Source organism: Streptomyces aquilus (genome assembly GCF_003955715.1).
Taxonomy (GTDB): Bacteria; Actinomycetota; Actinomycetes; order Streptomycetales; family Streptomycetaceae; genus Streptomyces; species Streptomyces aquilus.
This window is the reverse complement of the sequence record NZ_CP034463.1, coordinates 2,019,642-2,041,352: the sequence shown is the minus strand read 5'-3', so window position 1 is coordinate 2,041,352 and position 21,711 is coordinate 2,019,642. Positions and strand designations below refer to the sequence as shown.

The 21,711-nt window shown below is 69.0% G+C and carries 19 protein-coding genes and 1 riboswitch; of the genes, 15 read left to right on the top strand and 4 right to left on the bottom strand.

Going from position 1 to position 21,711, the window contains the following annotated elements:
• Nucleotides 1-7 precede the first annotated feature (7 nt).
• The 3 genes from EJC51_RS09420 (at nucleotide 8) to EJC51_RS09410 (ending at nucleotide 2,884) form a co-directional block, all read left to right on the top strand.
• Nucleotides 8-481, top strand: a complete 474-nt coding sequence (locus EJC51_RS09420) for a bifunctional nuclease family protein (RefSeq protein WP_004002801.1) — start codon at nucleotides 8-10, stop codon at nucleotides 479-481.
• Nucleotides 482-741: 260 nt separating this feature from the next.
• Nucleotides 742-1,431, top strand: a complete 690-nt coding sequence (locus tag EJC51_RS09415) for a MerR family transcriptional regulator (RefSeq protein WP_207924961.1) — start codon at nucleotides 742-744, stop codon at nucleotides 1,429-1,431.
• A gap of 58 nt (nucleotides 1,432-1,489) precedes the next feature.
• Nucleotides 1,490-2,884: a DNA polymerase IV gene (locus EJC51_RS09410; RefSeq protein ID WP_244362571.1), complete on the top strand. Its 1,395-nt coding sequence runs from the start codon at nucleotides 1,490-1,492 to the stop codon at nucleotides 2,882-2,884.
• 102 nt (nucleotides 2,885-2,986) lie between these two features.
• On the opposite strand, the gene EJC51_RS09405 is transcribed toward EJC51_RS09410, so the two are convergent.
• Complete coding sequence (locus EJC51_RS09405; RefSeq protein ID WP_126270658.1) at nucleotides 2,987-3,364, bottom strand: PRC-barrel domain-containing protein; 378 nt, start codon at nucleotides 3,362-3,364, stop codon at nucleotides 2,987-2,989.
• 131 nt (nucleotides 3,365-3,495) lie between these two features.
• Nucleotides 3,496-3,592, top strand: a riboswitch (glycine riboswitch).
• Nucleotides 3,593-3,767: 175 nt separating this feature from the next.
• Between EJC51_RS09405 and gcvP the strand changes: the two genes are divergently transcribed.
• Nucleotides 3,768-6,653 (top strand): aminomethyl-transferring glycine dehydrogenase, encoded by a 2,886-nt coding sequence (gene gcvP / locus EJC51_RS09400; protein WP_126270657.1) that lies wholly within the window; start codon nucleotides 3,768-3,770, stop codon nucleotides 6,651-6,653.
• A 72-nt stretch (nucleotides 6,654-6,725) separates the two neighbouring features.
• On the opposite strand, the gene EJC51_RS09395 is transcribed toward gcvP, so the two are convergent.
• From EJC51_RS09395 to EJC51_RS09385, 3 genes are all read right to left on the bottom strand, one after another.
• On the bottom strand, nucleotides 6,726-7,154 hold the full coding sequence (locus EJC51_RS09395) for a TOBE domain-containing protein (RefSeq protein ID WP_126270656.1): 429 nt from the start codon (nucleotides 7,152-7,154) through the stop codon (nucleotides 6,726-6,728).
• 60 nt (nucleotides 7,155-7,214) lie between these two features.
• Nucleotides 7,215-7,610 carry a TOBE domain-containing protein gene (locus tag EJC51_RS09390; RefSeq protein ID WP_079310601.1) on the bottom strand — a complete coding sequence of 132 codons (396 nt, stop codon included), beginning with the start codon at nucleotides 7,608-7,610 and terminating at the stop codon, nucleotides 7,215-7,217.
• Between the two features lie 94 nt (nucleotides 7,611-7,704).
• On the bottom strand, nucleotides 7,705-9,702 hold the full coding sequence (locus tag EJC51_RS09385; RefSeq protein WP_126270655.1) for an APC family permease: 1,998 nt from the start codon (nucleotides 9,700-9,702) through the stop codon (nucleotides 7,705-7,707).
• 416 nt (nucleotides 9,703-10,118) lie between these two features.
• Between EJC51_RS09385 and EJC51_RS49140 the strand changes: the two genes are divergently transcribed.
• The 11 genes from EJC51_RS49140 (at nucleotide 10,119) to EJC51_RS09330 (ending at nucleotide 21,703) form a co-directional block, all read left to right on the top strand.
• Entirely contained in the window at nucleotides 10,119-10,241 is a 123-nt protein-coding gene (locus tag EJC51_RS49140; RefSeq protein ID WP_257040060.1) for a hypothetical protein, read from the top strand.
• The gene (gene kdpF, locus EJC51_RS09375; RefSeq protein WP_016434100.1) at nucleotides 10,238-10,327 is read left to right on the top strand and encodes a K(+)-transporting ATPase subunit F; all 90 of its coding nucleotides are present in this window, start codon (nucleotides 10,238-10,240) and stop codon (nucleotides 10,325-10,327) included. The genes EJC51_RS49140 and kdpF overlap by 4 nt, the downstream gene beginning before the upstream one ends.
• Before the next feature lie 8 nt (nucleotides 10,328-10,335).
• Nucleotides 10,336-12,015, top strand: coding sequence for a potassium-transporting ATPase subunit KdpA (kdpA, locus tag EJC51_RS09370; RefSeq protein WP_126270654.1), 1,680 nt, complete (start codon nucleotides 10,336-10,338; stop codon nucleotides 12,013-12,015).
• Nucleotides 12,016-12,161: 146 nt separating this feature from the next.
• Entirely contained in the window at nucleotides 12,162-14,252 is a 2,091-nt protein-coding gene (gene kdpB, locus EJC51_RS09365; RefSeq protein WP_126270653.1) for a potassium-transporting ATPase subunit KdpB, read from the top strand.
• Nucleotides 14,253-14,257: 5 nt separating this feature from the next.
• Nucleotides 14,258-14,890: a potassium-transporting ATPase subunit C gene (locus EJC51_RS09360; RefSeq protein ID WP_126270652.1), complete on the top strand. Its 633-nt coding sequence runs from the start codon at nucleotides 14,258-14,260 to the stop codon at nucleotides 14,888-14,890.
• Between the two features lie 3 nt (nucleotides 14,891-14,893).
• Nucleotides 14,894-15,577, top strand: coding sequence for a response regulator (locus tag EJC51_RS09355; protein WP_126270651.1), 684 nt, complete (start codon nucleotides 14,894-14,896; stop codon nucleotides 15,575-15,577).
• A gap of 158 nt (nucleotides 15,578-15,735) precedes the next feature.
• Entirely contained in the window at nucleotides 15,736-17,229 is a 1,494-nt protein-coding gene (locus EJC51_RS09350) for a glycoside hydrolase family 43 protein (RefSeq protein ID WP_126270650.1), read from the top strand.
• 219 nt (nucleotides 17,230-17,448) lie between these two features.
• Nucleotides 17,449-18,744: an extracellular solute-binding protein gene (locus EJC51_RS09345; protein WP_126270649.1), complete on the top strand. Its 1,296-nt coding sequence runs from the start codon at nucleotides 17,449-17,451 to the stop codon at nucleotides 18,742-18,744.
• A 6-nt stretch (nucleotides 18,745-18,750) separates the two neighbouring features.
• The gene (locus EJC51_RS09340) at nucleotides 18,751-19,746 is read left to right on the top strand and encodes a carbohydrate ABC transporter permease (RefSeq protein ID WP_126270648.1); all 996 of its coding nucleotides are present in this window, start codon (nucleotides 18,751-18,753) and stop codon (nucleotides 19,744-19,746) included.
• The gene (locus EJC51_RS09335) at nucleotides 19,743-20,618 is read left to right on the top strand and encodes a carbohydrate ABC transporter permease (RefSeq protein ID WP_126270647.1); all 876 of its coding nucleotides are present in this window, start codon (nucleotides 19,743-19,745) and stop codon (nucleotides 20,616-20,618) included. The genes EJC51_RS09340 and EJC51_RS09335 overlap by 4 nt, the downstream gene beginning before the upstream one ends.
• Nucleotides 20,619-20,665: 47 nt before the next feature.
• Entirely contained in the window at nucleotides 20,666-21,703 is a 1,038-nt protein-coding gene (locus EJC51_RS09330) for an endo-1,4-beta-xylanase (protein WP_126270646.1), read from the top strand.
• Nucleotides 21,704-21,711: the final 8 nt, after the last annotated feature.

The window sequence follows — 21,711 nt, the reverse complement described above, 5'->3', positions numbered from 1 at the left end:
TTGCTGTGTGAACGAGCTCGATGTCGTAGGTGTCCGGGTCGAAATGCCCTCCAACCAACCGATCGTGCTCCTGCGTGAAGTGGGAGGCGACCGCTACCTCCCCATCTGGATCGGGCCGGGGGAGGCGACGGCGATCGCCTTCGCCCAGCAGGGCATGGCCCCCGCACGACCGCTGACCCACGACCTGTTCAAGGACGTGCTGGAGGCCGTCGGCCAGGAGCTCACCGAAGTGCGCATCACGGATCTGCGTGAGGGCGTCTTCTACGCGGAACTGGTCTTCGCGAGCGGCGTGGAGGTGAGCGCCCGGCCGTCCGATGCCATAGCGCTGGCCCTGCGCACCGGAACGCCGATCTACGGCAGCGACGGTGTGCTCGACGACGCCGGGATCGCGATCCCGGACGAGCAGGAGGACGAGGTGGAGAAGTTCCGCGAGTTCCTCGACCAGATCTCGCCCGAGGACTTCGGCACCAGCAGCCAGTGAGACGGGGGCCGGCCCGGTGGACTCGCCGTCCGTGACGGGTCGGCTGTGTCCGGTCACCACGGAAATGCCGGCATTTGCCACCGGCGTGTGAGAGCGTCCTACGGCCCGCCCCGAGCGCATTCGGCTAGCCTTTCCCCGCGGTGGGGTACGGCAAACCACTCCTAGGGTGATTATCACTCGGCGTGCCGAGTGTGGCGATCGTTGACGCACCCCGGGTGACTGCCTACCGTCGAGAAGGCAGGTCAAGGACGGAGGTCGGCGTGAGCAGCAGCGGCGGCGGTACGGCTGGGGGTGCCCCCGGACGGAGTCTCGGGGCAAGCGGTCCGTACCCTCCCCCGAGCTCTCAACTGCGTTCGAGTTGGGGGGATCCCCAGCACAGCAACGCGGCCGATCACGCTCCGCAGCGACCGGCGGCCGTGCCGAGCAGTGGCGGAGGGGCGACGTCCATGGCGTCCGAGCAGATCGGCTACCGCGGGCCGACGGCCTGTGCGGCCGCCGGCATCACCTATCGGCAACTCGACTACTGGGCGCGCACCGGGCTCGTCGAGCCGAGCGTGCGGCCCGCCTACGGGTCGGGGACGCAGCGCCTGTACAGCTTCCGGGACGTCGTCGTCCTGAAGGTCGTCAAGCGGTTCCTCGACACCGGTGTGTCGCTCCAGAACATCCGTACCGCCGTGCAGCACCTGCGGGAGAGCGGTTTCCGGGACCTGGAGCGCATGACGCTGATGAGCGACGGTGCCACGGTCTACGAGTGCACCTCGCCCGACGAGGTCCACGCGCTGCTCCAGGGCGGGCAGGGCATCTTCGGGATCGCCGTGGGCGTGGTGTGGCGGGACGTCGAGAGCGCGTTGTCCCAGCTGCACGGGGAGCGGATCGACACCGGGGAGACGCTGGTGGGGCACAACCCCGCCGACGAGCTGGCGCGGCGGCGGGGCAATCGGGCCGTTTGAGGCTTTGCCCGGGGGATTACCGAGGGCATTGTCAGTGGCGTAGGGCAGCATCGGACATGTGAGAACCGCGCCCACGATCCTGCATCTCGACATGGATGCCTTCTTCGCCTCCGCGGAGCAGGCGTCCAAGCCGAGTCTGCGTGGGAAAGCCGTCATCGTGGGCGGACTGGGGCCGCGCGGTGTGGTGGCGACCGCGTCGTACGAGGCACGGGTTTTCGGGGTGCACTCCGCGATGCCGATGGCCCAGGCGCGGCGGCTGGCGCCCAATGCCGCGTATCTCGTGCCGCGCTTCGGGTTCTACCGGGCGATCAGCGAGCAGGTGATGGGGCTGCTGCGGGCGCTGTCGCCGTTGGTGGAGCCGTTGAGCCTCGACGAGGCGTTCGTGGACCTGGAGGCCGGGGGTGCGGCCTGGGACGAGGCGTCGGCGCGGCTCGCGGGGGAGAAGCTGCGCGCCGACATACGGGCGGTCACCGGGCTGACGGGATCGGTGGGACTCGCGGCGTCCAAGATGCTCGCGAAGATCGCGTCCGAGCAGGCCAAGCCCGACGGTCTGGTGGTGATCGACCCGGGGAGCGAACGGGAGATGCTCGGGCCGATGTCCGTGCGGATTCTGCCGGGGGTGGGGCCGGCGACGGGCGACCATCTGCGACGGGCCGGCATCCACACGGTCGACGAGATCGTCGAGGCGGGCGAGGACGAGCTCGTACGGCTGCTCGGGAAGGCGCACGGGCATGGGCTGTACGCCATGGCGTTGGCGCACGACGAGCGGCCCGTGGTGGCGGAGCGGGAGACCAAGTCGGTGTCGGTCGAGGACACCTACGACGTGGACATCCACGACCGGCTGCGGGTGGGGATGGAGGTGCAGCGGCTGGCCGACCGGTGCGTGCGGCGGCTGCGGGGAGCCGGGTTGTCGGGGCGGACGATCGTGCTGAAGGTGCGGCGGTACGACTTCTCGACGCTGACCCGGTCCGAGACCTTGCGGGGGCCCACCGATGATGTGGCCGTCGTGCGGGAGGCCGCGGCTCGGTTGCTGGAGTCCGTGGACACGACGGGGGGTGTGCGGTTGCTGGGGGTGGGGGTCTCCGGGCTGGCCGACTACACGCAGGAGGATCTGTTCGCGCAGGCTGCGGGGGATCTCGGCGAGGTTGCCGAGGAGGACTCCGGGGAGGTGGCCGACGAGAGGGTGGAGGTGCCTGTCGAGCGGCGGTTCGCCGCGGGGCATGACGTGGTGCATGCCGAGTTCGGGCACGGGTGGGTGCAGGGGAGTGGGCTGGGGCGGGTGACGGTGCGGTTCGAGACGCCGGATTCCGAGCCGGGGCGGGTGCGGACGTTTCGGGTTGACGATGAGTTGTTGGCTTTGGCTGAGCCCTTGCCGTTGGTGCCGGTGGAGTCGGCGGAGGGTGAGGCAGCCGGCCTTCGGCCGGATTTGATTTCCCACCCGCACCACCCGTGACAGTTTCGCTGTCGGGTGCGGGCCCGTGGGCGCTCGGGAGCAGGGTGCGGTCGGCTGTGCGCGTTCGAGTGTGTGTGAGGGCCTCGCCGCGGGCCGCCGCTGTCAGGCTTCTGCTTCCTCCGTGCCCGCCAACTTGCCGAAGTCCCTGTCCGGGAGCGGCGGGGGTGAGGCCACGTCCAGGCCGTAGTGGTGGTACAGCTGGAGTTCCTGGTCGGGGGAGAGGTGGCGGCCGACGCCGAAGTCGGGGGCGTCCTTGATCAAGGAGCGGTCGAAGGGGACCTGAAGGGTGCCCTCGATCAGTTCGCTGGGCTCCAGGGGGACGAAGGCGTCCCGGGAGAACAGGCCGGTGCGTATGGCCGCCCACTCCGGCACTCCGGTCGCGTCGTCGAGGTAGACCTCGTCGATCGTGCCGATCTTGGTGCCGTTGCGGTCGAACGCCTTGCGGCCGATCAGGTTGCGCGGATCGATGTCGGTCTGCACGGGCCCTCCACTAGGTCGCCACTCGCAACTCATCCGTAAGCACTACAAAAGAGCACATTAGGGCCAGTGGCCACTCGAGGACTCCTCAAGGGATCGACTTTTTGTGCGCTGGTAGGCTGGCAAGCGGCTGTTGACCCTGTGCGGGAGAGTCCTCCGGAGAACGTCCGGGGGCGCCGAAGGAGCAAATCCTCCCCGGAATCTCTCAGGCCCACGTACCGCACGGACGAGGTCACTCTGGAAAGCAGAGCGGGTGTCGACGGCTTCCGCTCTCACCGACGGTGAAAGCCGGGCACCCTCGGGTGTCCCGGTGAAGCTCTCAGGTTGAGATGACAGAGGGGGAGGCCGCCGGGACCCGCAGCCGTGGTGTCCCTCGAAGGTCGCGTCAGACCAGGAGGCCTCCGCAATGACCGCCCACCGCACTCCGCTCACCGAACTCGAGCAGGGGATTCCCTTCGAGCAGCGTCACATCGGCCCCGACCACGAAGCCCGGGCCAAGATGCTCGCGCAGGTCGGATACGGCTCGCTGGACGAGCTCACCGCCGCCGCGGTGCCGGATGTGATCAAGAACGCTGACGCCCTCGATCTGCCGGGCGCGCGGACCGAGGCCGAGGTGCTCGCCGAGCTCCGCTCGCTCGCCGATCGGAACCAGGTGCTCGGGTCCATGATCGGCCTCGGGTACTACGGGACCTTCACCCCGCCCGTCATCCTGCGCAACGTCATGGAGAACCCCGCCTGGTACACGGCGTACACGCCCTACCAGCCCGAGATCTCCCAGGGCCGGCTCGAGGCCCTCCTCAACTTCCAGACCATGGTCGCCGAGCTCACCGGGCTGCCGACCTCCGGTGCCTCGCTGCTCGACGAGGGCACGGCCGCCGCCGAGGCGCTGGCGCTGTCCCGGCGCATGGGCAAGAACAAGAAGGGTCTGTTCCTCGTCGACGCGGACGCGTTGCCGCAGACCATCGCCGTGATCCAGACGCGGGCCGAGCCGACCGGCGTCGAGGTCGTCGTCGCCGACCTCAGCGACGGGATTCCCGCCGACATCGCCGCGCGTGAGATCAACGGCGTGCTCCTCCAGTACCCGGGCGCCTCCGGTGCCGTACGCGACATCAAGGCGGTCGTCGACCAGGCGCACGAACTCGGTGCCCTCGTGACCGTCGCCGCCGACCTGCTCGCGCTGACGCTGCTGAAGTCGCCCGGGGAGCTCGGGGCCGACATCGCCGTCGGGACCACGCAGCGGTTCGGTGTGCCGATGGGCTTCGGCGGGCCGCACGCCGGTTACATGGCGGTGCACGAGAAGTTCGCGCGCAGCCTGCCCGGGCGGCTCGTGGGCGTGTCCGTGGACGCGGACGGCAACAAGGCCTACCGGCTCGCCCTGCAGACCCGTGAGCAGCACATCCGGCGGGAGAAGGCCACCAGCAACATCTGTACCGCTCAGGTGCTGCTCGCTGTCATGGCGGGGATGTACGCCGTCTACCACGGCCCGGAGGGGCTGAAGGGCATCGCCCGGCGGACCCATCGCTACGCCCGTGTCCTCGCCGCGGGGCTTGCCGCCGGTGGGGTCGAGGTCGTGCACGGGGCCTACTTCGACACCCTGACCGTGCGCGTGCCCGGCAAGGCCGGTGAGGTCGTCGCCGCCGCCGAGGCGAACGGGGTCAACTTGCGGCTCGTCGACGCCGACCACCTCTCCATCGCCTGCGACGAGACCACCAACCGGGCTCAACTCGGCGCCGTATGGGCGGCGTTCGGGGTCGAGGGGGACGTCGAGGCGCTGGACGTCGCGGCCGAGGACGCGCTGCCGGATGCGCTGGTGCGCGACGACGAGTTCCTGACCCACCCCGTCTTCCACCAGTACCGGTCCGAGACCGCGATGCTGCGCTATCTGCGCCGCCTCGCCGACCGGGACTACGCGCTCGACCGCGGCATGATCCCGCTGGGCTCCTGCACCATGAAGCTCAACGCCACCACCGAGATGGAGCCGGTCACCTGGCCGGAGTTCGGGCAGCTGCACCCCTTCGCGCCCGCCGCGCAGGCGCAGGGCTATCTGACGCTCATCCGGGAGCTGGAGGAGCGGCTCGCCGAGGTCACCGGCTACGACAAGGTGTCGCTCCAGCCCAACGCCGGGTCGCAGGGTGAGTTGGCCGGGCTGCTCGCCGTACGCGGGTATCACCGGGCCAATGGCGATGAGCAGCGGACGGTCTGTCTGATTCCGTCCTCCGCGCACGGGACCAACGCCGCCAGCGCTGTCATGGCGGGCATGAAGGTCGTCGTCGTCAAGACCGCCGAGGACGGTGAGATCGACGTCGAGGATCTGCGGGCGAAGATCGAGCAGCACCGGGACGAGCTCGCGGTGCTCATGATCACGTACCCCTCGACGCACGGCGTGTTCGAGGAGCATGTCGCCGACATCTGCGCGCAGGTGCACGAGGCCGGCGGTCAGGTGTACGTAGACGGCGCCAACCTCAACGCCCTGGTCGGGCTTGCCAAGCCCGGGCACTTCGGCGGCGACGTCTCGCACCTGAACCTGCACAAGACGTTCTGCATCCCGCACGGTGGCGGCGGGCCGGGCGTCGGGCCGGTGGGCGTGCGGGCGCACCTGGCGCCGTACCTGCCGAACCACCCGTTGCAGCCCGCGGCCGGGCCCGAGACCGGTGTCGGGCCGATTTCCGCCGCCCCGTGGGGCTCGGCGGGGATTCTGCCGATCTCCTGGGCCTACGTGCGGCTCATGGGCGGCGAAGGGCTGAAGCGGGCCACGCAGGTGGCCGTGCTGAGCGCCAACTACATCGCCAAGCGGCTCGAGCCGCACTACCCCGTGCTCTACACCGGGCCCGGTGGGCTGGTCGCGCACGAGTGCATCATCGACCTGCGGCCGCTGACCAAGGCGACGGGTGTGAGCGTGGACGACGTCGCCAAGCGGCTCATCGACTACGGGTTCCACGCGCCGACCATGTCGTTCCCGGTGGCCGGGACGCTGATGATCGAGCCGACCGAGTCCGAGGACCTCGTCGAGCTGGATCGGTTCTGCGATGCGATGATCGCCATTCGCGCGGAGATCGAGAAGGTCGGGTCCGGGGATTGGCCGGCGGAGGACAACCCGCTGCGGAACGCCCCGCACACCGCCGCGGCGCTCGGTGGCGAGTGGGCGCACGCGTACAGCCGTGAGGAGGCGGTGTTCCCGAGCGGGGTCGTGGTGGCCGACAAGTACTGGCCGCCGGTGCGACGGATCGACCAGGCCTTCGGGGACCGGAACCTGGTGTGCTCGTGCCCGCCGCTGGACGCTTACGAGGACTGAGGCTGACTGTGCTCGGTGAGAGGGCCCCGCTTTGGCGGGGTCCTCTCGTTTTTCGGGGTTACGTCGGTGGCGTCACGCTGTGGAAAGGGAGACCTCGGTCGACTTGATCAGGGCCACGACCGGGGTGCCGGGCGCGAGGCCGAGGTCCGTGGCGGCGTCCTTGGTGATGGCCGCGGTGAGTTCGATGTCGTCGAACGCGATCTTCACGGAGGCCATCGCGGCGCCGGTGGCGATGGTGGTGACCGTGCCGGGGAGCTGGTTGCGGATGGAGAGGCCGGAGAGGGCCTCCGCCGCGCCGGTGGCGAGGGCCACCTCCGTTGACTTCACCAGGGCACGGACGGGGGAGCCCGGGGCGAGGCCGAGGGCGGTTACCGCTTCCCTGGTGATGGCCGCGGTGAGGTTCCGGCCGCCGGTGAGGCGGATTCCCACGGTGGCCATCACCTCGCCGGAGGTGACGGACGTGACGGTGCCGGGGAGTTGGTTGCGGATGCTCAGGGTCATGGGCATCAACCGTAGGGGTCTGGGTGGGTTGTGCCAGGTATGTGTAGGGTCGTGGCTTTTCTACGTCCGGTCGATGTGGACGTTCGTCGACTTCACGCGGGCCGTGGCCTCCATGCCCACCTCCAGGCCGAGTTCCTCGACCGCCTCGCGGGTGAGGAGGGAGACGAGGCGGTGCGGGCCGGCCTGGATCTCCACCTGGGCGGCCACGTCGCCGAGTTTGATGGCGGTGACGATGCCGGGGAAGGCATTGCGGACCGAGGTGTACGACGGCTCGTCGTCGGCCGCGGTGCCCTTGGCCAGCTCTACGGAGAACGCGGCGAGGTCGCGGCCGTCGATGAGGCGGCGGCCGCTGTCGTCGCGGTGGGTCGTGACGCGGCCGGCGTCCGCCCAGCGGCGGGCGGTGTCGGGGCTTACGCCGAGCAGGCGGGCGGCCTGGCCGATCGTGTAGGACTGCATGCGGTCACGATAGTGGTGGGGTTTTGGATGCGGGTGCGGGTGGCCCCGTGGGGGCTTGGCGCCGTTGGCGGCCGCGGCGGACGGGTCGGGAGCTTCAGCCTGTGTGGACCCTTGGGCGGCGGGACCTGTCCGGCTCTGCTTCTCGTAGGACCTCTCGCGTCACCGGGGCCACCTCGCCCTGGCCGAAGAGGAAGAAGCGGAGGAAGTTGGCGAAGGGGCTGCCCTCGGTCCACTCGAAGTAGATGTGCGGGGTGCACTTCGTCGTGTCGCGGACGTGGAGGAGCAGGGCCGCCAGGGCGTTGGGGATGGAGGACGACTCCAGGGTCAGGATGCGGTACCGGTTGTGCAGGACCTCGCCGCGGACCGTCAGGCCGGCCTCGAACTCCGAGGGGTCGGTGACCGTCACCTCGACGAAGACGAAGTCCTCCTGGCCGGGGATGTCGTTGTCCTCGCGGATCTGCTCGATCTTGTCGCGGTACTCCGCCTTGTCGCGGTTGTCGGGCTCGTTGGCGATGAAGCGGATCTTGCGGCTGGCCATGTCCCTGATGAATCGTTCCGCCATGGGATCGAGGCTCACACTGGTGACGCGGAGCTCGAAGGCGCGGGCCAGCCGGGAGAGCAGCGAGACCAGGATGATGCCCGCGATGAAGCAGGCGCCGATCTTGACGCCGTCCGGGCGCTCGATGACGTTGACGACCGTCGTGTAGAGGAACACCGCGGAGATGACCGCGAAACCGATCGTCCAGCCCCGCTGGCCCGCCTTGCGCGCCGCGATCGTCACCGCGATCGCCGCCGAGCTGATCAGGACGAGGACGCCGGTGGCGTAGGCGCCGCCCTGGGCGTCCACGTCGGCGTCGAAGATCCAGGTGACCAGGAAGGCGATCAGGGTGAAGACGATCACCATGGGGCGTACGGCGCGGGCCCAGTGCGGGGCCATGCCGTAGCGGGGGAGGTAGCGCGGCATCAGGTTGAGCAGGCCTGCCATCGCGGAGGCGCCGGCGAACCACAGGATGGCGATCGTCGAGACGTCGTAGACCGTGCCGAAGGCGCCGCCCAGGTACTCGTGCGAGAGGAAGGCGAGGGCGCGGCCGTTGGCCTGGCCGCCCGACTCGAACTCCTTCTCCGGGATCAGGAGGGTGGTGATGAAGCTGGTCGCGATCAGGAAGCAGCTCATGATGAGCGCGGCCGTGGTCAGGAGCTTCTTCGTGTCCCTGATGCGGCCTGCCGGGTTCTCCTCCGTCTCGCCCGGGTCGCCCTTGACGTGCGGCATGACCGCGACGCCGGTCTCGAAGCCGGAGAGGCCGAGGGCGAGCTTCGGGAAGACGACCAGGGCCACGCCGATCATCACGAAGACGTTGCCGTGCTCGGCGGTCAGGGCGCTGGACCAGTCGGTGACCACGTGGCCGGCCGTGATGACGTGCCACAGGCCGACGATCACGACGACGACGTTGAGCGCCAGGTAGATGCCGACCAGGGCGACCGCGACGCCGATGGCCTCCAGGAAGCCCTTCAGGAACACCGCGCCGAGCAGCGCCACCAGGATCAGGGTGATCAGCATCTGCTTGTCGTGCAGGGCGCTGTTGAGGTGCGGGTTCTCGACGAGGTGGGTCGAGGCGTCCGCGGCGGACAGGGTGATGGTGATCAGGAAGTCCGTCGCGGCGAAGCCGAGCAGGGTCAGGACGAAGAGCTTGCCCTTCCAGAAGGTGAGCAGGCGCTCCAGCATCGCGATCGAGCCCTGGCCGTGGGGGCTCTCCTCGGCGACACGGCGGTAGACGGGCAGGGCGCCCGCGAGGGTGACGATCACCAGCACGATCGTCGCGATGGGGGAGAGGAGGCCGGCCGCGAGGGCCGCGATGCCCGGCTGGTAGCCGAGGGTGGAGAAGTAGTCGACACCGGTGAGGCACATGACCCGGTACCAGGGCTGGCCCTCGTGCTCCAGCTTGGATGCCTTCTGCTCCGCCGGCTGGCCCTGGCCCTGGCCCTGGTCCTGGCCCTGGCCCTGGCCCTGGTCCTGGCTTTTGGCCATGTCGGACAGGCCCTCCAGCATCCAGGCGCGCAGGCGACTGGGAGGGGGGTGTTCGGTGGTGGCCATCGGGGGCTCCTGATGCGCGGCTCGGAGTGCGGTTCCGTACGGTTCCGGCCATCACACGGACGGCGGCTTCAGCGTAAGCGGAGAGTGACGCATGGGCCCACGGATCAGGGGGTCGGGGGCGTCAAAAGTCCGTTAAGACTGGGGGTGCGGGCCCCTGTCGCGCGTCAAGGATGGAGCGTGTGGGGTGGGTGGCCGTCGGTTGCGCTGTCCGGGGGACGGGGTGGTGGGGCGGGAGAGGGGCGGACACCCAGCGTCACGCCGGGTCGTCGGCAAGCGGTCGTCGGCGCACCCCGTCAGGGGCTGAGCCTGCCGACCGTCCGGGGCCTGGGCGTCAGGGAGGCGTCAAGGGTGGGCCGTGGGCCGTATGGGAGGTGTCAACGGCGGGGGATCCCGGGCGGTGCGGAGGTTTGCTCGGAGTGTCCCTGTTCGAACGAACCTCACTCCAGGAGCTCACGATGGCCGATCTGGCCTTCGTCGTCGTCACGATCGCGTGCTTCGCGCTGGTGGCTCTCGTCGCCAAGGGGGTGACGAAGCTGTGACCGCCGAGAACATCGTCGGCCTCGTCGTGGCCGTCGCCCTGCTGGGCTATCTCGTCCTCGCCCTGATCTTCCCGGAGAGGTTCTGAGAGCTGACATGGGTCCCGTCCTCGCAGGCGTCCTCCAACTGCTCGCCCTGATCGGCGCGCTGGCTCTCGCCTACATCCCCCTCGGCACCTACATGGCCAGGGTCTACTCCACCGACAAGCACTGGCGCGTCGAGAAGTGGATCTACCGGTGCATCGGCGCCGACCCCGACACGCAGATGCGCTGGACCGCGTATCTGCGGGGCGTCCTCGCCTTCTCCGCGGTGGGCGTGCTCTTCCTCTACGCCCTCCAGCGGCTCCAGGGCGTGCTGCCCGGCTCGCTCGGGTTCGCCTCCATCGACCCGGACCAGGCGTTCAACACCGCCGTGTCCTTCGTGACCAACACCAACTGGCAGTCGTACTACGGCGAACAGGCCATGGGGCATGTCGTGCAGACGGCCGGCCTGGCGGTGCAGAACTTCGTCTCAGCGGCCGTCGGGATCGCCGTCGCGGTGGCGCTCGTGCGCGGGTTCGCCCGGTCGCGGACCGGTGAACTCGGCAATTTCTGGGCCGACTTGGTGCGGGGTGTCGTACGCATCCTGGTGCCCGGGGCCTTCGTCGCCGCCATCGTGCTGGTCGCCTGCGGTGCCATCCAGAACTTCTCCGGGATTCATGAAGTCGGGCAATTCTTCAACGGGCACAGCATGGGGGGTTCGCAGCAGTGGAACGGCGGTGCCGTCGCCTCGCAGGAGGCCATCAAGGAACTCGGCACCAACGGCGGCGGCTACTTCAACGCCAACTCCGCCCACCCGTTCGAGAATCCCACACCCTTCACCAACCTCTTCGAGATCTTCCTGATCCTCGTCATCCCGTTCGCCCTGACCCGCACCTTCGGCATCATGGTCGGTTCGGTCAAGCAGGGCTACGCGATCCTCGCGACGATGGCCACCATCTGGATCGGTTTCACCGCGCTGATGATGTGGACCGAGTTCGCGCACCACGGACCGGCGTTCGACATCGCCGGCGGGGCCTATGAGGGCAAGGAGGTCCGTTTCGGCGTCGGTTCGTCGTCGATCTTCGCGACGGCGACCACTCTCACCTCGACCGGTGCCGTGGACTCCTTCCATTCCTCCTTCACCGGCCTCGGCGGCGGCATCGCCATGCTCGGCATGATGCTGGGCGAGATCGCGCCCGGCGGCACCGGCTCCGGCCTCTACGGCATGCTGATCATGGCGATCATCGCGGTGTTCATCGCCGGTCTGATGGTCGGTCGTACGCCCGAGTACCTCGGCAAGAAGATCGGCGCCCGCGAGATCAAACTGGCCGCCTGCTACATCCTCGTCACCCCGGCACTGGTGCTCGTCTTCACCGCGGCCGCGATGGCGCTGCCGACCCCGGGCCACTCGATGACGAACAGCGGGGCGCACGGCTTCTCCGAGATCCTTTACGCCTATACGTCCGCCTCCAACAACAACGGCTCGGCCTTCGCCGGGCTGAACGCGGACACGCAGTGGTTCAACTCGACGCTCGGCCTCGCCATGCTGCTGGGCCGCTTCCTGCCGATGGTGTTCGTGCTGGCGCTCGCCGGTTCGCTCGCCGGGCAGAAGCCGGTGCCGGCCACCGCGGGCACCCTGCGCACCGAGAAGCCGCTGTTCACCGGTCTGCTGGTGGGCGCGATCCTCATCATCACCGGGCTGACCTACTTCCCGGCCCTGGCGCTGGGGCCGCTGGCCGAGGGGCTGGCGTCATGACCACCGACGTGACCCAGTCCGACGAGTCCAAGTCCCACGAGACCCAGTCCGACGAGACCCAGTCCGACGAGACCCAGTCCGACGAGACCCAGTCCGACGAGACCCAGTCCGACGAGACCCAGTCCGACGTAAAGAAGCAGGACTCCATGTCCACACCCACATCCACCCTTGCGCCCCACCAGGACGCGCCCACCGGGCACAACCCACCGGAGGGCCGTGTCGGAGCCGGCCTGTTCGATCCGAAGCAGCTGCTGAAGTCGCTGCCGGACGCCTTCCGCAAGCTCGATCCGCGGGTGATGGTCAAGTCCCCCGTGATGTTCGTGGTGTGGATCGGGTCCGTGCTGACCACGGTGTTCTCCTTCAAGGACCCCGGCGACTGGTTCGGCTGGACCATCAGCGCCTGGCTCTGGCTGACGGTGATCTTCGCCAACCTGGCGGAGGCCGTCGCCGAGGGGCGTGGCAAGGCGCAGGCCGACACCCTGCGCAAGGCCAAGACCGACACCGTGGCGCGCAAGGCAGACGGGAGCGTGGTCGCCGGCACCGAGCTGAGGATCGGTGACCTGGTCGTCTGCGAGGCCGGCGACATCATCCCCGGCGACGGTGACGTCGTCGAGGGTGTCGCGTCCGTCGACGAGTCGGCCATCACCGGTGAATCCGCCCCGGTCATCCGGGAGTCCGGCGGCGACCGCAGTGCCGTGACCGGCGGTACGAAGGTGCTCTCCGACCGGATCGTCATCAAGATCACGACGAAGCCCGGCGAAACCTTCATCGACCGGATGATCAACCTGGTCGAGGGCGCGGCCCGGCAGAAGACGCCGAACGAGATCGCGCTCAACATCCTGCTGGCCTCGCTGACGATCGTCTTCCTGCTGGCCGTGGCCACGCTGCCGCCGCTCGCCGACTACGCGGGCACCCACCTGACCATGGTCGTGCTGGTCGCGCTGCTGGTCTGCCTCATCCCGACGACCATCGGTGCGCTGCTGTCGGCCATCGGTATCGCGGGCATGGACCGGCTGGTGCAGCGCAACGTCCTGGCGATGTCCGGCCGTGCGGTCGAGGCCGCCGGTGACGTCTCCACGCTGCTGCTCGACAAGACCGGCACCATCACCCTCGGCAACCGCCAGGCGGCCGAGTTCGTGCCCGTGCGCGGCACGACCGAGGCCGAGGTCGCCGACGCCGCCCAGCTCTCCTCGCTGGCCGACGAGACGCCCGAGGGCCGCTCCGTCGTCGTCCTGGCGAAGGAGAGGTACGGACTGCGCGAGCGGCACCAGGGTGAGCTCGCCGGGGCCGAGTGGATCGCCTTCACCGCGCAGACCCGGATGTCGGGTGTGGACGTCGACGGGCGCAGGATCCGCAAGGGGGCGGCCGGTTCGGTGATCGCCTGGGTGGCCGAGCAGGGCGGTGAAGTCGCCGCGGACGCCCGGGAGGTGACCGACCGGATCGCCGAGGCGGGCGGTACTCCGTTGCTCGTGGCCGTCGAAGACGCCCAAGGTGCCCGGGTGTTGGGTGTCATCCACCTCAAGGACGTCGTCAAGGACGGCATGCGGGAGCGGTTCGAGGAACTGCGCCGCATGGGCATCAAGACCGTCATGATCACGGGTGACAACCCGTTGACCGCCAAGGCGATCGCCGAGGAGGCGGGCGTCGACGACTTCCTCGCGGAGGCCACTCCCGAGGACAAGATGGCGCTCATCAAGCGGGAGCAGGCCGGCGGCAAGCTGGTCGCGATGACCGGTGACGGTACGAACGACGCGCCCGCGCTGGCCCAGGCGGACGTCGGTGTCGCGATGAACACCGGTACGTCGGCCGCCAAGGAGGCCGGCAACATGGTCGACCTCGACTCCAACCCGACCAAGCTCATCGAGATCGTCGAGATCGGCAAGCAACTGCTGATCACCCGGGGCGCGTTGACCACGTTCTCCATCGCCAACGACGTCGCGAAGTACTTCGCGATCATCCCGGCGCTGTTCGCGGCCGTCTACCCGGGCCTGGACAAGCTCAACATCATGGGGCTCAACTCACCCGACTCCGCGATCCTGTCCGCCGTCGTCTTCAACGCGCTGATCATCATCGCCCTGGTGCCGCTGTCCCTGAAGGGCGTGCAGTACCGGCCGGTCAGCGCCGACAAGCTGCTGCGGCGGAACCTCACCGTCTACGGGCTGGGTGGCCTGGTCGCCCCGTTCATCGGCATCAAGCTCATCGACCTGCTCATCTCCCTGATCCCCGGAATCGGTTGACCGCCATGAACAACTCCGTGTCCAACACCGCCCGGTTGCTCGGGGCGGGCCTGCGGGCGCTGCTCGTACTGACCGTGCTCACGGGCGTCCTCTATCCGCTGGCCGTCACCGGCATCGCGCAGGCCGCTTTCCACCACCAGGCCAACGGCTCCGAGATCAAGGCGGACGGCAGGGTCGTCGGGTCCTCGCTGATCGGCCAACAGGGCTACAGCCTCGACTACTTCCAGCCCCGCCCGGCCAACGGGCTCGGCGAGAACTCGGTCAACACCCAGTACAAGCTGATCCTGTCCGGCGCCACCAACCGCTCCGGTGACAACCCCGAGCTGATCAAGTGGGTGAAGGAGGCCAAGGCCAAGGTCGTCAAGGAGAACTCCACCGCCGACTACAAGGTCAAGCCCTCCCAGGTCCCCGCCGACGCGGTCACCTCCTCGGGTTCAGGGCTCGACCCGGACATCTCCCCGGCCTACGCCGACCTCCAGGTCCACCGGGTCGCCGAGAGGAACGGCCTGGCCGTCGCCCAGGTGCGGAAGCTGGTCGACGAGCACACCGAGGGCCGCACCCTGGGCTTCATGGGCGAGCCCCGGGTCAACGTCCTGGAGCTCAACATCGCGCTCAGGGAACTGGTCGAGGGCGACTGACCGATGACCCGAGTGCTGGTCGTGGAAGACGACCCCCAACTGGTACGAGCACTCGTGATCAACATGCAGGCACGCCGGTACGGAGTGGACGCGGCGCCCGACGGAGCCACGGCCCTCCGGCTGGCGGCCGCACGCCGGCCGGACGTGGTGATGCTCGACCTCGGCCTGCCCGACATGGACGGGATCGATGTCATCAGGGCGCTGCGCGGCTGGATGCGGGTGCCGATCCTGGTGCTGTCGGCGCGCCAGGGTTCCGCCGAGAAGGTGGCGGCGCTCGACGCGGGCGCCGACGACTACGTCACCAAGCCGTTCAGCATGGACGAGTTGATGGCCCGGCTGCGGGCGGCCGTCCGGCGCACCGAGGAGACGCCGCTCGCCCCCGAGACGACCCTCGTGGAGACGCCCGAGTTCAGCATCGACCTGCGCGCCAAGAAGGTCGTCCGCGGCAGCCGTGACGTGCGGCTCACCCCGACCGAGTGGCAGCTGCTGGAGATCCTGGTCACCCACCCCGGCCGGCTGGTGACCCAGAAGCAGCTGCTCCAGGAGGTCTGGGGGGTGTCCCGGGCCGGCAAGACCAACTATCTGCGCGTCTACATGGCCCAACTGCGCCGCAAGCTGGAGGCGGACCCGTCCCATCCGCGCCATCTCATCACCGAACCCGGCATGGGTTACCGCTTCGAAGCGTGAACATGGCACCCGCCGAACTGCGGATCCGCGGCTGATCTGTCTCTCGGTGGGTGCAAGCGCTCTCTTGTTCCCGTCCCGGCATCCTCGTACAGTCCGCTCCGTAATGTTCGCCAACGGGGCCGAATGTTTCGATCGGCCCGTCGGAAGGGCTGACGCATATGCGGACGTATGACAACCCCGTCCTCGCCGGCTTCCATCCCGACCCGAGTGTGTGCCGGGTCGGTGACGACTACTACCTGGTCTGCTCCAGTTTCGAGTACTTTCCCGGCGTCCCGATCTTCCACAGCCGTGACCTCGTGCACTGGCGGCAGATCGGCAACGTGCTCGACCGGCCCGGGCAGTTGGACCTCTCCGACGACATCCCGGCCTCCGCGGGGATCTACGCCCCGACCCTGCGCCATCACAACGGCCGCTTCTACATGATCACCACCGCCGTCGGTGCCGGTGAGAACTTCCTCGTCACGAGTGAGCGGCCCGAGGGACCGTGGTCCGATCCGGTATGGGTCGACGTGCCCAGCATCGACCCTGACCTGGCCTGGGACGAGGACGGCAACTGCTGGTGCACGGTCGCCGGGTGCAGCCTCGCGCGCATCGACCCCGGGACGGGAAAGGTGCTGGAAGGGCCCCTTCCGGTGTGGTCGGGGACGGGGTTGGAGCACCCCGAGGCGCCGCATCTCTACCGCATCGGCGACTGGTGGTACCTGATGCTCGCCGAGGGCGGCACCGCCCACGGGCACAGTGTGTCGATCGCCCGCGCCCGCTCGCCGCGCGGCCCCTGGGAAGGCGCCCCGGACAACCCCGTGCTGAGCCACCGCAGCACCGACCTGCCGATCCAGTGCACCGGCCACGCCGACCTCGTCCAGGCGGCAGACGGCACCTGGTGGATGCTGCTGCTGGGCACCCGTCCACGCGGCTATTTCCCGGGTTTCCATGTGCTCGGCCGGGAGACCTTCCTGACGCCGGTGGAGTGGGTCGACGGCTGGCCGCGGGTGGGGCCGGTGCGGGAGAGCCATCCGGCGCCGGCCGCCTGGCACCCCGTACCGCCACAGCCCGAACGGGACGACTTCGACGCCGCCGACCTCGCCCCGTACTGGATCTCCCCGCGCCGCCGGCCGGCCCACTCGTTCTCGCTGAGCGAGCGGCCCGGGGCCCTCACCCTGCACGCCACCGGGGACAGTCTCGACCGGCCCGGACACACTTTCGTCGGGCGCCGCCAGCAGCATCCCGAGTGCCGGGTGGACGCCCTCCTGGAGCCCGGGCAGGGGCGTGCGGGGCTGTCCGTGCGGATCGACGAGGCCCATCACTACGACCTGGAGATCGCCGGGGGAGAGGCGCGCGTGATCGCCCGGGTCGGGCCGGCGCGGCAGTGCGTCGCGCGGCGGGCGGTGGCTGCCGGGGCGCTCACCCTCACCGTCGGGGTGCGTACGGAACCCCTGGTCACCGCCACCGGCGAGGATCTGCCGGGGCTGCGGACCGGTGGGCCCGACGCGATCACCTTCGCCGTCGACGGCGAGCCGCTCGCGGCGCTCGACGGCCGCTATCTGTCCACTCAGGTCGCCGGCGGATTCACCGGCCGGGTGATCGGGATGTACGTCACCGAGGGCAGCGCGGCCTTCGACTGGTTCGCCTACGCGGCCGAGCCTTCACGGTAGTTCCGGAAGGCTTCGGAAACGTTCGGTCCGGTCGCGGCGGGGGCAAGCGCCGCGGACGCCGTGGAAGTTGGCCGCAGATTCACCGCGTACAAGGGGTTGCCACCGTTTGGGAGCTGTCTCTAGGGTGCGGCAACAACGAAGCTTTCTGGATCAACTCCGAAACTTTCGGTCCTGAGGACGGTGTAGTGGACACGCCGTCCCGTACCCAAGGAGTGCAAAATGGGCGACCCGGCACTGTCTCGCCGCGGCTTCCTGGCGGCGTCCGCCGCGACCGGTCTGGGCATGACGGCACTGAGCGGCTGCGGTGGCGATTCGGACGGTGGGTCGTCCGACGGAACGACCACGATCGAGTGGTGGAACATCTCCACCACCGAACCGGCTCACACGGTCTGGGCGCAGCTGGCCAAGAAGTTCGAGGCGCAGAACCCCAAGGTCAAGGTAAAGATCGTTCAGATGGAGAACGACGCCTACAAGTCGAAGATGACGGCGCTGATCGCCTCCGGGAAGCTCCCCGACATCTTCCACACCTGGGGCGGCGGCGTCCTCAAGCAGCAGGTCGACGCGGGCCTCGTCGAGGACCTCACCGACAAGACCAAGCCGTGGGCCGACGATCTGCTCAAGGTCTCCAAGGAGGCCTACCTGATCGACGACAAGGTCTACGGCATACCGTTCGACATCGGCATGATCGGGTTCTGGTACAACAAGGCGCTCTTCAAGCAGGCCGGCATCACCGAACCCCCCACCACCTGGGCCGCGTTCCTCGAAGCCGTCAGCAAGCTGAAGGCGAAGAACATCACGCCCATCGCCCTCGCGGGCAAGGAGAAGTGGCCCGGCATGTACTACTGGGCCTACCTCGCGATGCGCACCGCGGGCGCGAGCGCCCTGCAGAAGGCGTACGACGACAAGGACTTCACCGGCCCCGAGTTCGTCCAGGCGGGCGCGCACCTGAAGGACCTCGTCGCGCTCCAGCCGTTCCAGAAGGGCTTCCTCAACGCCGCCTACTCCACCCCGACCGGCCAGGCGGCCAGCGTCGGCAACGGCAAGGCGGCCATGGAGCTCATGGGCCAGTGGGCGCCGCAGGTCGAGGCCGACGCGGGCAAGGGCCTCGGGAAGGACCTCGGCTTCTTCCCGTTCCCGGCGGTGGACGGCGGCAAGGGCGCCATCACCGAGGTGTTCGGCGGCGGTGGTGCGCACGCGCTGCGCCGGGGCGCCCCGCAGGCGGCCGTCGACTTCCTGAAGTTCTTCGCCTCCGAGGCCACCGACCTGGAACTGGTGAAGAAGACCGGCACCCTGCCGGTGGTCCCCGGCGCCGAGAGCGCCATCTCCGACCCCAACCTGAAGGCCGTACAGGCCCAGTTGAACGCCGCCACCGGCTTCCAGCTCTACCTCGACCAGGCCTACGCACCCGCCGTCGGCCAGGAGGTCAACGACAGCGTGGCCGCGCTCATCGCCGGCTCCAAGTCCCCCGAGCAGGTCGCCCAGTCGATCACGAAGGTCACGAAGGAAGAGCAGTAACAGGCGATGACCTCCATCCTCGCAGACAAGCGGAGCCGTCCCGGCGCCGACGCCCCGCCCCCGGACACTGTCAGGGCCCGCGGGCGGGCCCGGCGGCGTGCGCTCAACTGGCTCACCGCGGTGGGCTTCCAGCTGCCCGCACTGGTCCTGTTCATCGGACTCGTGCTGCTGCCGATGCTGTTCGCCCTGTACGCCGCCTTCTTCCGCTGGGGCGGCTTCGGGATGCCCGAGGACTACGTCGGTCTCGACAACTTCACCGACCTCTTCGACAACCCGGTGTTCATGGGCGACCTGTGGCGCTGCCTCGTCCTGACGCTGCTGACGCTCGCGCTGCAACTGCCCTTCGCGCTCGCCATGGCGGTGCTGCTCAACCAGCGGCTGCGCGGCCGGGCCGTGTACCGGATGCTGTTCTTCGCGCCGTACGTCCTGTCCGAGGCCATCACCGGCGTGCTCTTCAGCATGGTGTTCGCGCCGGACGACGGTCTCGCCGACCATCTCCTCGGCAGCATCGGCCTCGACAGCCTCGGCGGGGAGTGGTTCGCCGACCCGTCGTGGGTCATGGCGACCCTGTTCATCGTCATGACCTGGAAGTACTTCGGCTTCCACATGATGCTCTACCTCGCCGGACTCCAGTCCGTACCGCGGGAGTTGACCGAGGCGGCGCTCATCGACGGTGCCAACGCCTGGCAGCGCTTCCGCAGTGTCACGCTGCCGCTGCTGATGCCCACCATCCGCATCAGCATCTTCCTCGCGGTCATCGGCTCCATCCAGCTGTTCGACCTGGTGTGGGTGATCACGCAGGGCGGTCCCGACCACCACTCCGAGACCATGGCCGTGACGATGTTCCAGTACGGCTTCAAGCGCTACCAGGTCGGCTACGCCAGCGCGATCAGCGTGGTCATGTTCGGCATCTGCCTCGTCTTCGCCCTCGCCTACCAGCGCTTCGTACTCCGCCGTGACCTCGAAGGGGCGACCACCACGATGAGGGGAGCCGGGAAATGAGCCTCAAGAGCGAGGCCGTGAGCCGCAAGCGCGAGACCGTGAGCGGCAAGAGCCGGACCGGCCGCACGCTGCCGCTGCACGTCATCCTCATCGCCGTCGGCGCGCTCATGGTCGTACCCCTGGTGTACGCCGTCCTGTCCGGCTTCAAGTCGACCGACGAACTCTCCCGCAACCCCTTCGGGCTGCCGGACCACTGGCTGACCGGCAACTACACCGGCATCCTCCGCTCCGGGGACTTCTGGCGGCTGCTCGGCAACAGCACCCTGATCGCGGTCGCCACGACCGTGCTGGTGGTCGCGGCGTCGGCGCTCGCGGCCTTCTCCTTCGCCCGGTTCGCCTTCCGCGGGCGGGAGGTGCTGTTCACGCTCTTCACGATGGGGCTGATGTTCCCCTTCGCGGTCGCCGCGCTGCCGCTGTTCCTGCTGCTGCGCTACCTCGGCCTGCTCGACAACCCGCTGGGCGTGATCCTGCCGCAGGCCGCGTTCGGGCTGCCGATGACCATCATCATCCTGCGGGCCTTCTTCCGGGAGATCCCCGGCGAGTTGGAGGAGGCGGCCACCCTCGACGGGTGCAGTCCCTTCGGGTTCTTCTGGCGGGTGCTGCTGCCGATGGCCCGGCCGGCGCTCGGCACGGTCTCGGTGCTGGCCGTCGTGACCAGCTGGAACAACTTCATGCTGCCGCTGCTGGTGTTCACCGACAACACCTGGTGGACCCTGCCCATCGGCGTCCAGCAGTTCCAGGGCCAGTACTCCTCCGACTACGCCCGTGTCTTCGCCTATCTCGTCCTGGCGATGGTTCCCGCCCTCGCCTTCTACTCGGTCGCCGAGCGCCAGCTCGTCGGCGGCCTCACCGCCGGCGCCACCAAGGGCTGACGGCGGCAGTACGGCCCCCACCCCCGCACGTGAGGAGTCGCACCACCATGCACAAGAACCGTCTCAGACTCGTCGGCGCCCTGGCCGCGGTCCTGGTCGCCGGCGGAATGGCGGCGCCCGCCCAGGCGCACGACAAACAGCCCACCCTCGCCGACCTGGCCCAGCGCCACGGCCGCTACTTCGGCAGCGCCACCGACAACCCCGAGCTCGTCGACGAGCCCTACAAGGCCGTCCTCGGCAGCGAGTTCGACCAGATCACGCCCGGCAACGGCATGAAGTGGTACGCCACCGAGCCCCAGCAGGGCGTCTTCGACTGGACCGCCGGCGACGAGATCGTGAACCTCGCCCGCGCCCACCACCAGAAGGTGCGCGGCCACACCCTGGTCTGGCACAGCCAGCTGCCCGACTGGCTGACGAGCAAGGAGTGGACGGCCAAGGACCTGCGGGCCGTGCTGAAGAAGCACATCCAGACCGAGGTCCGGCACTACCGCGGCAAGGTGTTCGCCTGGGACGTCGTCAACGAGGCGTTCAACGAGGACGGCACCTACCGGGAGACGATCTTCTACAAGACGCTCGGCCCCGGCTACATCGCCGACGCCCTGCGCTGGGCCCACCAGGCCGACCCGAAGGTCAAGCTCTATCTCAACGACTACAACATCGAGGCGATCGGCGCGAAGAGCGACGCCTACTACAAGCTCGCCAAGGAGCTGAAGGCCCAGGGCGTCCCGCTGAACGGCATCGGCCTCCAGACGCACCTCGCGCTCCAGTACGGCTATCCGACCACGCTGGAGGACAACCTCCGCCGGTTCTCCAAGCTCGGGCTCGACACGGCGCTCACCGAGGTCGACATCCGGATGATCCTGCCCGCGACCGAGGAGAAGCTCGCCGAGCAGGCCACGTGGTACGCGGACCTGACCGACGCCTGCCTGGCCGTGCGCAGGTGCGTCGGGATCACGATCTGGGACTACACCGACAAGTACAGCTGGATACCGGCGTTCTTCGAGGGCGAGGGTGCGGCCCTGCCGTACGACGAGCAACTCCAGCCGAAGCCCGCGTACTTCGCGATCAGGGACGCGCTGAAGTAGCGGCGCGT